This is a genomic window from Cryobacterium sp. SO1 (genome assembly GCF_004210215.2).
In the GTDB taxonomy this organism is placed as follows: Bacteria; Actinomycetota; Actinomycetes; order Actinomycetales; family Microbacteriaceae; genus Cryobacterium.
Genome location: NZ_CP067394.1, coordinates 2,501,912 through 2,516,012, shown reverse-complemented (window position 1 = coordinate 2,516,012; position 14,101 = coordinate 2,501,912). Strand labels below are relative to the sequence as shown.

Sequence of the window (14,101 nt, the reverse complement as noted above, 5' to 3'; positions counted from 1 at the left end):
CATGCGACCGAACCGTATCCGTAGATCGCTGACCGCGTCGATAGTGGCAGCCGGGGTGGTCCTTTCCCTTGCAGGCTGCTCAGGAGCAAATGATGATCGCCCGCTGGTGATCGTCTCGACGAACATCCTCGGCAATGTCGTAGAGGAAATCGTTGGTGACGAGGCAGAAGTCGTAACGCTGATGAAACCGAACTCCGACCCGCACTCATTCGAGATCTCCGCCCAAGAGGCCACCCGCCTGCGCTCGGCCGACCTCGTCGTCTCGAATGGGCTCGGCCTTGAGGAGGGGCTACAGCAACACCTCGACGCAGCGTCGGCGGAGGATGTGCAAACTTTCGTTGCGGGCGACTACATCGAGGTCCTCGACTATATCGAGGGCGATGCGGCGGGGAGCCCCGACTCGCACTTCTGGACCGATCCCGCTCGCGTGATTGCCGTGGTCGATGCGCTAGAGCCCGTGCTCGCCGAACTGACCGGTGCGGATCCCGGCGGCATAACTCAGCGCACTGCCGAATACCGTGCGGAGCTGGAAAGCCTCGACGCGGATATGACTGCGGCTTTCGCCGCGATCCCGGAAGAGCGCCGCGCTCTCGTCACCAACCACCACGTCTTTGGGTACCTCGCCGACCGCTTCGACTTCGAGGTCGTCGGAGCCGTAATCCCCGGCGGCACAACCCTCGCCGCTCCGTCCGCCTCCGACCTCGCCGACCTTGTCGACGCCGTCGAAGACACCGGCGTGCGAACGATCTTCGCGGAATCCTCCTCACCAGACCGGCTCGTCCAGGCTCTGGCGAGTGAAGCCGATGTCCGTGTGGAAGTAGTCGAGCTGTTCACCGAGTCCCTCACAGGACCTGAGGGCGGTGCCCCCGACTACCTCACCATGATGCGCGTCAACACGCAGCGCATCGCCACTGGGCTTTACCCATAGCACCCGAACCCACCACCTATAAAGAAGGAAAACCATATGCGCACCCCCCATCTCCGGCGAGCAGGCGTTACGCTGCTGACCCTCGGCACGATCGCGACCCTCGCGGCCTGTTCGTCAAGCACTACCCCCGCAGCAGCTCCTCCGAGCACGGTTGAGAAGGCCGATTCACGCGTCGCCGTTTCCTACGAGGGCGGAGTCCTCGTCCTCGACGGGACGACCCTCAAAACGGTCGCCGACTTCGAAACCGAAGAGTTCACCCGACTCAACCAGGCCGGTGACGGCCAACACGTCATGGTCACCATGAGCGAAGGCTTCCAGGTGCTCAACACCGCTGCCGGCACTGGCGGCAAGCCTGAGCTCACCGACGTCCTCTTCGAGGCCGACGCCCCCGGCCACGTCGTCCGCCACGCAGGCAAGACGATCCTCTACGCCGACGGCACCAGCGACACCACGATCTTCGACACCGCCGCACTGGCATCCTCGGACGGCCTCCCCGACGTTGAGACCATCGCTGGAGTAGAGGCGCACCACGGTGTCTCGGTCGTTCTCGAGGACGGCACCTTCCTCACCACCGTCGGAAACTCCGACGAACGCAACGGGATCGAGGCCCGCGATACCTCCGGTGCAGTGATCGCCTCGAACGACCAGTGCCCCGGGGTTCACGGCGAAGGCACCGCCGCCGACGAGGCAGTAGTTTTCGGCTGCGAAAACGGCGCCATTGTCTACCGTGACGGCAAGATCAAGAAGCTCGATGCCCCCGATCAGCCCTACGGACGCATGGGCAACGCGTACGTCAGCGAGACCAGCCCCATCATCGTCGGCGACTACAAGAACGACCCCGACGCCGAGGGCTACCTGTTGAAAGCGGTCGCTCTTATCGACACCGCCGCCGAGTCGCTCGAGGTCGTAGACCTTCCTGAGGGCGTCGAGTACACCTTCCGCGGCGTCGCACGCGGCCCGAACGACCTCGCGTACCTCATCGGTACGGACGGCGCGATCCACGTGCTCGACCCCGAGACCGGTGAACTCACCGACTCCTTCCCCGTTATCGAGGCGTGGGAAGGTCCGGCCGAATGGCAGGATCCGCACCCCGCCCTAGTCGTCGCCGACGGCATCGCGTATGTCACAGAGCCCGATGCGAACAGTATCCACGCCGTCGACCTGGCCACCGGTGACATCCTCTCCAGCAGCGAACTCGACATCACGCCGAACGAGATCGCCGTAGCCGCCGGCTAACCCTGCGGCGAATCGAGGGGCGCGGAGCCGCGTGCTCCGCGCCCCCCAGCGCACCTGGGTATCGGTCAGACTGCCGTGGTTCGTGGGCGCGCGGACCAGCCACCTTCTGGACGGCCGACGGAGTTAGCTCTTGAGCTTTGGTGACTGGGTGCTGGACGTGACACCAACGTCCCATTCGCCGGTCTGCGAACCTGTCGCGGCGAAGGACGGTGTCGAGGCGCCAAGAACTAGGGAAAATGCGGCCGGGAGGCCGAGAGCTGTGCTGCCAATGGTGTGCGTGGCTCGACGCGTGGTACGTGTGGAGGAATAAATGGCCAAGGGAGACTTCCTTTCCGGGACGCAATGCCAACGAAGCGCTCCTGTGAGAGCGATTCTCAGTTCGACCTATTGTCTGCTGCTTGTCGACCAACCGACGGAATTCACGCCACTGGTGTGATCACCAGCAACGCCGGCAATCGTTCCGCCGCTGCCAGGGACAGTGCTGGGTCGGTGAGTTTGAGGGCTGCCTTTGACAAGGAAATGTCACAGGGCGATCACGGATCTCAGCCGAAGTGCGCCAGTAGTCACGAGCGCACACTGGCGAAGCGGGTGTCCGCTGGCGTGTGGACGTGTCTTATTGAAAATCATTATAATTAAGGAATGATGTCGACCTTTGCTTCGCCCGCATGACCCGGCCTGTGTTCGCGCCGCCGTCGGCGTCTCTGACAGTTCTGCGCCAAAAAGGAACTCGGTGGTCTCAGATTCTGTACGCTACTCTCTGTGTTTTGATCCTTCTGACTGTGCTTGTTTCGAGCAGCGCCGGACCGGTGGCGGTGTCATCGGCCGACTCGCTGCGCATCATCATCGGGCATCTCGTACCTGGCATGCCGTGGATGGTCGACGGATCGATCACGGTTTTGCAGGACCAGGCGGTGTGGCAGTTCCGATTGCCGCGGGTTTTGATGGCTCTGCTCGCCGGGGGAGGCTTGGCTCTTGCCGGCACGCTCATGCAGGCGGTGGTGCGTAACCCGCTGGCCGAGCCATACATTCTGGGAGTTTCAGCAGGTGCGGGTGTGGGTGCTGTGTTGGTGATTGTGTTGGGTTCTGCCGTCGTCGGCGGTCTGAGCGTGCAGGCCGCGGCTTTCGCGGGCGCGCTTGTGGCCACCACGGCCGTGTATCTATTCGCCCGTCAGCGCGGTGCTATTTCACCGACCCGGCTCATCCTTTCTGGGGTTGCTCTGGGTTCGTTGTTTAGCGCGGCCACGAGTTACCTCACAATCACAACCGATGCGCAGAATGTCTTCAGTGTGCTGTTTTTCTTGCTGGGGAGTGTCTCGGCGGTCACCATGAACCAGCTGGCTGCACCGGCTGTGGTCTTGGCAGGAGTCTTGGTGCTTGCCCTTGTGCAGGGTAGGTCGTTGAATGCTTTGCTGATGGGTGACGAGGCGGCGACGTCGCTCGGTGTCTCTGTGCAGCGGCTGCGAGGCGGGTTGCTGGTGGCCACGGCGCTACTGACGGGGACGATCGTGTCCGTTGCTGGGGGAATCGGTTTTGTCGGCCTGGTCATTCCGCACGTGTGCAGGATCCTTGTGGGCAGCGACCACCGTCGGATGATGCCGGCCGCGGTGCTTGCGGGGGGCCTGTTTCTCGCGTTAGCCGACCTTCTCGCCCGAACGGTGGCTGCGCCGACGGAGATCCCGTTGGGCATTCTCACCGCCATGGTGGGAGCACCGTTTTTTCTCTGGTTGATGCGCCGCAAACGCGCCGTCAAGGCGGGGCTGCACCGATGAGAGGCCTGATCTGATGCGAGTCACATTCGACCGGGTGAGCATCTCACTTGGTGGTACGCCCGTTGTCCACGAAGCCAGTCTCGTGATCGAGCCAGGGCACACCGTCGGAATCCTGGGGGCCAATGGAAGCGGGAAATCAACGTTGCTGCGCAGCCTCTACCGCGTTGCACGGCCGACGGGCGGTGCGGTTCTGTTGGACGGCGCCGACGTCTGGAGCATGCCGTTGCGAACGGTGGCACTCAACGTGGCCGTGATGGCCCAGGAATCCGAATCGGAATTTGACCTGGATGTTCTCGATGTCGTACTTCTGGGGAGGGTGCCACACCGAAAGGGATTCGGTGCAGATACTAGGCACGATCTCAGCCTTGCAGAGCAAGCGCTGTCGGATGTCGGATCACTCGATTTTGCAGCCCGGGCGTTCTCCGGGCTGTCCGGTGGTGAAAAGCAGCGGGTTCTGCTGGCCCGTGCCCTCGTGCAACAAAGCCGGGTGCTTGTGCTTGATGAACCAACCAACCACCTCGACATCGCTTTCCAGCTCGAGTTGATGCACATCATCTCAAACCTCGGCCTCACCACGATCGCGGCCTTGCACGACCTCAATCTGGCTATTGCACACTGCGACGAGATCGCTGTGATGCACTCCGGCCGAGTCGCCGCCTTCGGGCGACCCGAAGACGTGCTGACCCCCGAACTAATCGGCGACGTCTTCGGGGTGCGCTCACACCGCATGCGTCACCCCGAAACTGGGCAGCTTCTCATCGCCTACAGCTCACGGCAGTCCAGCCAAACCAACCCCACACCAAAACAGAAAGCTCAGCAATGAAACACCGTATCCTCACACGAAACCTGACGGCAACCGCGGCGGCCACCGGAATGGTCCTCATCCTCAGCGCCTGCGGAACGGGAGTCGGCGCGACCGGCGGCCCCGCTGCTTCTTCAGACGCTTGGACGGTTGAAAACTGCGGCCGCACACTAAATTTTACGGGCGTGCCAGTATCCGCGGTGGGTTTGAGCCCTTCTCAAACGGAGTTGATGCTGCGCCTAGGCCTCGACGAGAGCCTGGTGGGCCAGGCCCAGGTCGGTACTGCAGAGTTGCCCGCCGATGTGGCCGCACAGGCGGCTAACATTCCGGTGCTGAGCGATGACGCACCGCCGACGCGCGAAATTCTGCTCAGCGCAGAACCGGACTTTGTGTATTCGCCCACCGGGTACGAGTTCACCGCTGAGCAGGGCTTCGCAAGTATCGCCCAGCTCGAACAAGCTGGGGTGAATGCTTACACAGCAACCGGTGGGTGTCTCGAGCGTCGCAACGCGGGCACGGTCGACGATATCTTCACTGATATCGACAACCTCGGCCGAATTTTTGATGTCCGGGAGGCCGCGAAGACCCTGAGCGACCAGGGACGAGCCGACCTAGCCGCCGTGAAGGCAGCCATCGCTGAGGAGCCCCGTCTGAGCGTTGCCCAGCTCTTTGTGGAAGGGGGATCGCTGTCCGCAATCGGTGCGGGTGTCGAATACGACATGATTTCACTTGCCGGCGGAGACAACGTGTACTCGCCAGATGACGCGGCCTTTGCCGACTTCTTCGCTGCGAGTATCTCACCGGAGTCCCTCGCCGCCGAAAACCCGGAGGCCATCGTCTTCGCTGTCAGCACGGAGCAGCAAGCCGCGGAGACCGAAGACTACCTTCGCGCAACGTTCCCCAACCTTGCTGCAGTGAAGAATGACCGGATGATCGCGATCAGTGCCGCGGACGTGTTCCCCGGCACTCTGGGCAACATTCGTGTTGTTCAGCAGCTGGCGGCCGAGTTGTATCCGACGGCTTTCTAGAACGGAAACTGGTGTCCGTCGCCCGAGGTTAGCTCGGGCGACGGATGTCGATGATGCGTCCAGAGGCGGCGAGCGTTGACGCTCGGTGCGTGATTGTGATCACCGTCACGTCGGGGGAGAGGCCCTGAACGAGTCGGGTAACGTCGCCTTCGGCGGTGGGATCAAGGCTCGCCGTCGTTTCGTCTAGGATCAGGATCCGCGCACGCATGAGCAGTGCGCGAGCTAAACATATTCGGGCTTGCTGCCCGCCCGATAGGGCTGTGCCTCGTTCCCCGATGATGGTATCCATACCCTGGGGCCAGGCGTCGATGAAGTCGTCAGCGCCCACCTTGTGAAGGACAGAAGCGATGTTGGCCACCGTCGCCGCCGGTGCGGCCAGGCGGAGGTTGTCGATCACGGTGCCGTGGAACAGTAGGGCGTCCTGGCTGACGACGGCGACGACACTCCGGAAGTCAGCGTCGTGGATTTCGGTTAGCCCGACTCGGTGGCCGGCCCGGTTGACGAGGTCGATGTGTCCCGTATCCGGTGCCCATAAGCGAGAGAGCAGGTGCGCGAGGGTGGTCTTTCCTGCGCCGGATGCGCCTCGAAGTGCCACCCGTTCCCCTGGTGCGATGGTGAGGCTGTAGTCCGTAAAGACCGGATTGCCGGCGGCATACCCAAAGGAGAGGTCAACGACGTCGAGGCCGAGGGCGCCGGCTGGTAGCTGGAGCGGTGCGGTGGCATCGGCGACCTCGGTTGTTTTGGCGATTCCCTCGAGGACGCGTCGAGCGCTGGCTCGGTGTGAATGGAGCTGACTGAGTGTTGATCCGGCGTCGGCCACCGGGCCGAGCACGGCAAAGCATCCCGCCATCAGCGGCGGCAGGAACGCCACGCTCAGGCCTGGAGTTGAGGTGGCGATGATGACAAGGGCCACCGCAGTGCTGACGATGATGACGTCGCGCAGGCCGGTGGTCAGGACAGTTGTTGCATCGAGCTGGCGTTGTAGGCCTGCGCTTCGGCGGGTGAATCGGTCCAGATCGTCGACCACGCGTCCCTGGAGCCCGTAACCGATAATTTCGCGACGCCCGGTGAGGCTTTCGACCACCCGGGACGAGAGAGCCGAGTTGCACTCCTGAATGTTCTCGCCCAACCGGCGGGACCGTGCCACACCAACTCGGCTGCAGGCCAGGAGCAGTACTACTGCCGCCACAACGGCCACTGCCATGGACGGGTGTAGGACGCCCAGGAACGCGATGCCGCTCACAGCCACGACTCCGGTCGCGGCGAGCTGAGCGATCGTATGGGCGTAGAAGAACTCGAGCTTTTCGATGTCGCCCATGGCGGCCGCGGATTGGTCCCCGCTGTGCGAAAGGCTGCTGAGGTGGCTCGGGGATGGCGTGCTGCGGGCGAAGCCGTCGAACAGGCTCATGCGCAGGGCGGCGAGTACCCGGTACGCAAGGCTGTGCGAGACGTCCATTTCCTGCCAGGTGAGCGCCGCCCGCAGCAGCACCCCCGCACCGAGCAGCGCCCAGAAGCCAGGCTGCGGGGCCCGGTTCTCCACCACGGCGAGGCCCAACGCCCAGGCCGTACCCACCATCAGCGCTGCCAGGGCGAGTGAACTGAGCACGCTCACGGCGAAGGCCCAGGCAAGACCTCTTGTCTCTCCGCGCAGGTACGGGACCAACCCGAGGATCGGATGCCGATTCATGCGCGAACTGCCTGTTCGCACTCATGGAGGACACCATCGTCTAGGCGCAGAATCCGACCAGCGAAGTCGAGCGTTTCCGTGCGGTGGGCGATCATCAAAACAACCTTCGTTCGGGCCACGGACTGAAGCGTTGCCATCAGGTGATGGGCCAGCGAGTCGTTGAGGGCGCTTGTCGGCTCGTCGAGAAGCAGCACCGGGCGGTCGGCGAGCAGCGCCCTGGCGACCGACAGGCGCTGTTTTTGACCGCCGGAGAGGGATTCGCCGCCTTCAGCCAGGATGGCGTCGTATCCGCCCGATAGTGTGAGAATCTCCTCGTGGATGCCCGCGGCGCGCGCGGCGGCATGTAAATCAGCATCCGTTGCCCCGGGCCGAGCAACCGTCAGATTATCGCGCACCGACCCGGAAAAGAGATAACTGTGTTGGGACACCACGCTTACGTGAGTGGCCGCAGCGCCAGACTCGGCTACCGAGACCGACCCCGTTTCGGGTTGCAGATAGCCAAGAATCAGATCGAAAAGGGTGCTTTTACCCGCGCCTGATGAACCGGTCAGGGCGGTGATCGTGCCGGGTCCCAGGGAGCACGTCACACCGCGCAGCACGGGTATTCCACCGGCGTAGCCAAACGTTACGTTCGTGAGGGTGATCGCGGCGTTGCTGGGACTGAGTTCTGCCTCGGTTGAAGCAGCAATAGCGTCGGCGCGGAGAACGTCGATGCCCGCGACCGCCGACAGGCCAAGATAGCCAGAGTGCCAGTGCCGTGACAGGTCGCGGATGGGGCGGAACAGTTCAGAAGCCAGGAGCAGGAGTAGATATATTTCGACGCTCGGCTGTGCGGTGCCCGTTGCTGCGAGCACGGCAGTCGCGGCCGCCCCGACGATTCCTGCTTGAATGGCGAGGTCGACCAATGCGGTGTCGAACAGTGAGGTTCGCATGGTGGCGACTGTGGCTTGGTGCAGTTCGTTGGATCGTCGGGACAGTCGTTCACGGGTGCGCCCGACTGCACCGATCAGCCGCAGGGTCTTCATGCCCTGAAGCGATTCGAGAAAGTCGGCGGCGAGACGTTCATAGCTGTCCCAGTGGGCGCTGCCGCGGCTACGCAGCACCCGGTGCCACAATCGAGGGGCCAGCACCGCCATGGCGAGGCAACAGGTCAAGATAAGTGCGAGCCAGAAATCGAGTTGGGCGATCGCGATCAGGATCACCGGGCACAGGATGAACACCTGCAGAAGGTGACCCACGTACTTGCTCACATACACGTCAACGCCGTCGATGCCGTCCGTGAGCGTGAGGCGTGCAACGCCCGTGCGTTCGGCAGTGTCGTGCAGGCGGCGGGGCGCCAGCGCTGCCGCGGTCAGCTCGCGACGCAAGCGCAGCCGAACGGCGCCGCCTAGGCTGTTGGCGAGACGTGTTTGGACCAGGTTCACGGCCACTCGCAGGATCGAGACCGCCACGATGCCCGCCAGCCACCCCAGGGCCGCATCGCCGCGACCTGCCACGAGTGCGGCCAGGGCGTGCGCTGTGAACCATGCTTGGGCAAGATAAGTGCTTGTGGCCAGGATCAGCAGTGCAGTCGTCCCGGCCAGGCGTCGTGGATGCTGCCGGGTGATCGCCCACAGGCTGTGATTGAGCATCATTGATGCGGTGTCCTATTCTTCCCAGAGAGTGATGTTGTGTTTCAGACGCTGAGTCGGCGATAGCGGGTGAGGCGGCGCAACCCGTTTCCGGTGAGGCGTTCCGCAACAGGCTGAAGGGCGCTTTCGAGTCGGTCTGCGACGGCGTGCCCGCGCAGATGCATACCGATCGCCACGAGCCCATCGGTGCCCGTGTTTGCAGGGTGCGATCCGACGTGGATATGCCGACCGACGACGTTGACGGCATACCGGTAGTGATGTGTGCCGGTACCGACTGTGACGGCGCCTTTGAGTCGGTAGACCCCGTCGGGTGGCTCTTCGAGTAAGTCAACGAGTCGGCCGGGGTCAACGGGTCCGGAGGCCAGCACGGTCACGGCATCCGCGTGCGTGTGGGATTCATCGTTGTCGTGCATGAGGGATGCGAACGGGAGCTCTGCCTCGGGGGCCGGGGTCCGGGCGGCGTCGAACACGAGGGCGGGGTCTATGCGGCCGCGGGCGGCGGAGATGATGTGTGCGTGTGGGTTGCGTTCGTGGACCCGCTGGGTGATTTTGGCGATTGCCGCGTCCCGCCGGGCGGCGGGGAGGCGGTCGGTTTTGTTGATCACGATGAGAGACGCTGCCGCGTACCGTGCCGGCGGCAGAACACCGAGGTCGATGGTGCGGAAGTGTTCGACGGCATCGATGACATCGACAAGTCCCCCCGGACGGACACGGTCGATGCCGCTGTAGCGGATCAGGCGGGCCAGAGCGGTCGGGTCGGCGACGCCACTGGCTTCCACGATCACGGCGTCTAGGCGCAACCGTGGTTGGGTGAGTTTTTCCAGGGCGCCATCCAGTCCGCCGGCATCCGGTAGGCAGCACACGCAGCCTCCGCTGATGGCCTCCGCCTCATCGACCTGCCCAATGACTAGGCCGGCGTCCACGTTGATGGTCCCGAAGTCGTTGATTACCACGCCCAGGCGTGACTGGGGGGCGCGCAGCAACCTGTTCAAGACTGTCGTTTTGCCCGCGCCAAGGTGCCCCGTCAACGCGATGACCGGGATTTGCCGCATTAGCGCGCCCTGTTTCTCACATCGACGTTGGGCGCCCGCACCACACCCCGTGGTGGCCGACGGTGGAGGCAGGGCTGGGGGGAAGTGCAGTCCAGTGGCTGGTTCTCGGTGGTGTGGCGGTTGCGGATCAGCAGCACACGGATGACGGTCAGGTGGGGGAACTCGACGAGCATGCCGATGATGAGGGCCGCGTAGATGAGGGGTTGCCCGGGAAAGGCGATCATGGTCAGCGCGAGCATGAGCGGCGCGTTTCGGGCCGCGGTCGTCATCGTCAGAAGAGCATGCTCGGGGTACCGGAACCTGAACACTGTTGAGAGTATGTGGCCGAGCAGATACGTGAGAGTGAAGAAGATCACGACGGCAAGCAGGATAGTCGCGAACACCTCAACCCGGCTGAGGATCGCGCCGATATGAACGGCGAATATCTCCACGATCACTGTGGCGAGTACCCACGGAATGATGACGCCGACGACTTGGAGGAGCCGGTCGAAAGCCGCTGCGGTGAGGCACCGGGTGAGCAGCAAGCGCGCACACACTGCGATGGTTACCGGAACGGCGAACCACAGCCCGACCGTCTGAAGCATCGATCCGGGATCTGCGACGGGAGTCGTGCGGGCGAAGAGAGCGACGAAGACGGGAAACAGCACGAGCTGGGTGAGGAGGTTCACAGGCAAAAGAACGGCGCCGAGCGCGGTGTTGCCCCCGGCAAGTCGGGTGAACCCAAGAAACCAGTCCGTACATGGGGCGAGGAAGTAGATCAGCAACCCAGTGAACAGCAACGGCTCCTCGGAGAGAAAGAGGGAGGCGATGGTGAACCCGATGATCGGAATAAGAATAAAATTCGCGCACCACGCCACCACCAGAAATCGTGGTGCGGAGCGCAGCCGCCGAACATCGGAGAAACGAACCTCAAATAGGAGCAAACACAGCAGCGTGAGCACGGTGGCGTCGACGGCGCCGCTGAGCCGTTCACCTGTATGGGGGCTGATGGACCCGAGAACGGAACCAACCCCGATCGCTGAGAGCAGCAGAACCGACAACGCCCACGGCGACGTCACCGACCGTCCTGCGAGCGCAAAAAATGAGCGCGGTGTGCTGGCGGGATTTAGCAGGCGCATTCCGTGCCGCAGCAGCTCAAATCATCGGTCAACATCCCGGCGAGTCGCCACGCTTCTAATCCGGAACAGTCCTTGGCGAGTCGTTCTCCGATTACCCGAGCAACGTGCGCGAAGCGTTGTCGATACTTGTAGACAAAGCAAAATTTCAGCCCGCCGTGACGCAGCGCCGCCCCAGAAAGAAAAATGCCCGGATTCACGGTCGATTCGTCGTTGTCATCGAGGAGAGGCCAGCCGTCTGCACGATCTTCAAACAAGTGCGCGGCCGGTCCCAATCCAGGTCCGAATCCAGTGGCCAGAACGGGGCGGGAATGAGACGCTACAGCGATGCCACCCATGAGAGCGACCGTGTAGACACCCCGGGCATCGGGCCTGATCCCTGTGGCCCGGCCGGCGTCGGACAGGGTGAGCCGCCCAGTGGCCAGAGCCGACTTGACGCGTTGACGAGTACGCGGAGCCAACCGAAACGACGGGTCGGATCCGGACCTGGCTTGCCACGGATGATCCGGGTCGACAACCGTGACGCTAGCGCCCTCTTCCACGTGGAAACAAGCAACGTCGAGTCCGGACTCGTAGCCGCCGATGACCACCACCTGGCCTGATCGTGCCGTCCACGCCGCCGGAGCAGAGGAATGGTCGGCATGCTCACTACCGGCCATGCTCGGTTGACGCGGGTTGTGAAATTCCCCACCGGCCCAGACCACCGTGCGGGCTAGAACGGTGCCCTTGCTGGTGGTTAGGGTGAACCCCTCAACAGTGGCTGTGATAGCCGAGACCTCGGTTTGGGTCATGACCGGCACGGAGAAATGCTTGGCTACCCCCCGGAGGTAGCGGGCGTACTGGGCGCCGGTGGGATAGTCGACACCCAAACTGAACGCCGGGGACGTTTCCGGGTGCACTGAGTTCAGATCCGTCGCCCCGAATCCATTTCCCGTGAAGGACGGCGTCAAAAAAGTCAGCTGCTCGGGCCACTGCAGAAACGTTTCGCCGAGCTGGCCGCGCTCGATGACCCCGTGCACCAGGCCCTCCACAGCCTGGAGCGCAAGGGCAGTGCCCACACCGGCGGGACCGGCGCCGACAACGACGGTGTCGAGAATGCTGCGGTTCTCTCCCACGCTAACCCTGTCGGGCCTTCAAGCGCGGGTTTTTCTTGTTGATCACGAACACCCGTCCCCGGCGGTGCACGATCTGTGCACCCGGGAGCTTCTTGAGCGCCTTGAGCGAATTTCTGACTTTCATGCCCACTTCTTCCTTATTGAGAACAAATCTCAATTAGAGTAGCAGTTATGAACTTATCGCCCTCTCACACCGTGAACCTCGTTAGTGGACTGACCGGTGCCGGTAAAACGTCCATCGCGCGGGCCACCGGCACGACCAGTATCAGCCTCGCCGGGGCCGATCCCAGTGCCGTGCGTGACGCTATTGCGCGCGTCACCCCGACCGGAGCGATGCTGGAGATTCACCCGTCCGCAGTCCCTATCGAGGTGGCAATGTCCGTTGTCGCTGCCAGCGACGAGAGGTCACTGTGGCCGGGTGCTGACGGACTCCGTGTCGGCAATTTTGTGAGCGTGCTTGACGCGTCCACATTCTGGGTGGACATCCGTAGCGACGCTCTGGCGCCGTTTCCTCCTGTGTCCTGTGTGACGCACGGTGAGCATGACCGCACGATTGCCGATGCGCTGGTCGAGCAGATCGAATGGGCAAGCGTTGTGGTGATCAACAAGACCGATTTGTCGACCTCGGCCGGTTGTGCCGACCTGCGCGATTTCGTCCGCCTCCTCAACCCCTCCAGTCAGGTCGTGTTCGCCCGACACGGCCGCAGCACGATCAGCCCCTGGCTACCTCCGCGAGAGAACATGCTGGATTGGCTTCAGCAGAGCCCGGGCTGGATTCGTCAGCTCAACGGTGAGGGGCTCCTGACCACGAGCCGTGCCGGGCTGGGATGCGTCGTCTACCGTGATCCTCGCCCGTTCCACCCGGGTCGGCTGGCTGAGTTTCTCAGTGCTCGGACGGCCGAGGCGGGGGAGATCCTGCGCTCCCGCGGGCTCTTCCGTCTCGCCTCCCGTCCCCACGTTGTCGGCTCATGGAATAGTGCCGGTCCGACCATCGGTTTTGAACCGACCAGCATGGGAAGTCAGGACCCCGAGTCGCCGTGGGGTCAAGAGATCGCCTTCTTCGGAATGGACCTCGACGCTGCCAAGCTCACCGCAAACCTCGACGACTGCCTGCTGACCAATCACGAGTTCGTGGGCGGTCCCATCGAATGGAAGTCTCTGGCCGATCCTTTCCCGGCCTGGGACCTCGACAGCGAGTCCACCACCTAAGAGCCACCTCGACACGACAGAACAGGTGCCCACGATGAAAAACGCAGACGCTACACCCTCGACCGACCGAGGAGCCAGCGGACCGCTGGTGGCCATGTGTGCAGGTCACCGCTGCGAGGCGCTTCACCGGTTGGCTGCTGGCCAGAGCGGCGCCGACCGGCTGCGGTCAACTATCACCACCGGCAGGGGCGCCGTCTTGGTCGCCACAGAATGTTTAGGAGCGTGCGCCACCGGCGCGGTTGCTGCGGTGGCCCGGCGCAACGGTGCCACCGGAAAAACCGGTCCATCCGTGTGGCTGGGCGGCATGGACCAGCCAGCCGCGCTGGACGCCCTGGTGGACTGGATAGCATCCGGCGGCCCAACGCGCCTCGACACGCCGGCCGAGAGCGTTCCGGCCGTGCTGCTTGACGCCGTACTGGGGATCGGCAAGCCCATACGCACGCACAGCCCCGCGCACTACTTCCAAGCTGCACCTACCGCGGAGAACCTGCCGCCGGCCATCGCCAAGCGCTAGGCTCGGGCAGGCCTA

At 63.5% G+C, this 14,101-nt stretch carries 13 protein-coding genes; 7 read left to right on the top strand and 6 right to left on the bottom strand.

Features of this window, described 5'->3' with window-relative positions; translation table 11 throughout:
- The first annotated feature begins 1 nt into the window (after position 1).
- From aztC to BJQ95_RS11850, 5 genes are all read left to right on the top strand, one after another.
- Positions 2 to 928: a zinc ABC transporter substrate-binding protein AztC gene (gene aztC / locus BJQ95_RS11870; protein ID WP_205750232.1), complete on the top strand. Its 927-nt coding sequence runs from the start codon at positions 2 to 4 to the stop codon at positions 926 to 928.
- Positions 929 to 964: 36 nt separating this feature from the next.
- Positions 965 to 2,164, top strand: coding sequence for a zinc metallochaperone AztD (gene aztD / locus BJQ95_RS11865; protein ID WP_205750233.1), 1,200 nt, complete (start codon positions 965 to 967; stop codon positions 2,162 to 2,164).
- A 764-nt stretch (positions 2,165 to 2,928) separates the two neighbouring features.
- On the top strand, positions 2,929 to 3,933 hold the full coding sequence (locus tag BJQ95_RS11860; protein ID WP_240694913.1) for an iron ABC transporter permease: 1,005 nt from the start codon (positions 2,929 to 2,931) through the stop codon (positions 3,931 to 3,933).
- Between the two features lie 34 nt (positions 3,934 to 3,967).
- Entirely contained in the window at positions 3,968 to 4,756 is a 789-nt protein-coding gene (locus BJQ95_RS11855; protein WP_240694914.1) for an ABC transporter ATP-binding protein, read from the top strand.
- Positions 4,753 to 5,763, top strand: coding sequence for an ABC transporter substrate-binding protein (locus BJQ95_RS11850; RefSeq protein WP_130179029.1), 1,011 nt, complete (start codon positions 4,753 to 4,755; stop codon positions 5,761 to 5,763). Before BJQ95_RS11855 ends, BJQ95_RS11850 begins: the two co-directional genes overlap by 4 nt.
- A gap of 28 nt (positions 5,764 to 5,791) precedes the next feature.
- On the opposite strand, the gene BJQ95_RS11845 is transcribed toward BJQ95_RS11850, so the two are convergent.
- From BJQ95_RS11845 to ykgO, 6 genes are all read right to left on the bottom strand, one after another.
- Positions 5,792 to 7,450: an ABC transporter ATP-binding protein gene (locus BJQ95_RS11845; protein WP_130179030.1), complete on the bottom strand. Its 1,659-nt coding sequence runs from the start codon at positions 7,448 to 7,450 to the stop codon at positions 5,792 to 5,794.
- Complete coding sequence (locus BJQ95_RS11840) at positions 7,447 to 9,084, bottom strand: ABC transporter ATP-binding protein/permease (protein WP_130179031.1); 1,638 nt, start codon at positions 9,082 to 9,084, stop codon at positions 7,447 to 7,449. The genes BJQ95_RS11845 and BJQ95_RS11840 overlap by 4 nt, the downstream gene beginning before the upstream one ends.
- Positions 9,085 to 9,125: 41 nt before the next feature.
- Positions 9,126 to 10,133 carry a GTP-binding protein gene (locus BJQ95_RS11835; protein ID WP_130179032.1) on the bottom strand — a complete coding sequence of 336 codons (1,008 nt, stop codon included), beginning with the start codon at positions 10,131 to 10,133 and terminating at the stop codon, positions 9,126 to 9,128.
- Positions 10,133 to 11,173, bottom strand: coding sequence for an arsenic resistance protein (locus BJQ95_RS11830; protein WP_256041367.1), 1,041 nt, complete (start codon positions 11,171 to 11,173; stop codon positions 10,133 to 10,135). The genes BJQ95_RS11835 and BJQ95_RS11830 overlap by 1 nt, the downstream gene beginning before the upstream one ends.
- 65 nt (positions 11,174 to 11,238) lie before the next feature.
- Positions 11,239 to 12,363, bottom strand: a complete 1,125-nt coding sequence (locus BJQ95_RS11825) for an NAD(P)/FAD-dependent oxidoreductase (protein ID WP_130179034.1) — start codon at positions 12,361 to 12,363, stop codon at positions 11,239 to 11,241.
- 1 nt (position 12,364) lies between these two features.
- Positions 12,365 to 12,487 (bottom strand): type B 50S ribosomal protein L36, encoded by a 123-nt coding sequence (gene ykgO / locus BJQ95_RS11820; protein WP_088455075.1) that lies wholly within the window; start codon positions 12,485 to 12,487, stop codon positions 12,365 to 12,367.
- A gap of 170 nt (positions 12,488 to 12,657) precedes the next feature.
- On the opposite strand from ykgO, the gene BJQ95_RS11815 reads away from it, so the two are divergent.
- Both BJQ95_RS11815 and BJQ95_RS11810 read left to right on the top strand, forming a co-directional pair.
- Positions 12,658 to 13,572: a GTP-binding protein gene (locus tag BJQ95_RS11815; protein WP_165385015.1), complete on the top strand. Its 915-nt coding sequence runs from the start codon at positions 12,658 to 12,660 to the stop codon at positions 13,570 to 13,572.
- Between the two features lie 196 nt (positions 13,573 to 13,768).
- A complete protein-coding gene (locus BJQ95_RS11810) occupies positions 13,769 to 14,086 on the top strand; it encodes a hypothetical protein (RefSeq protein WP_130179036.1) in 318 nt (105 codons plus the stop codon).
- Positions 14,087 to 14,101: the final 15 nt, after the last annotated feature.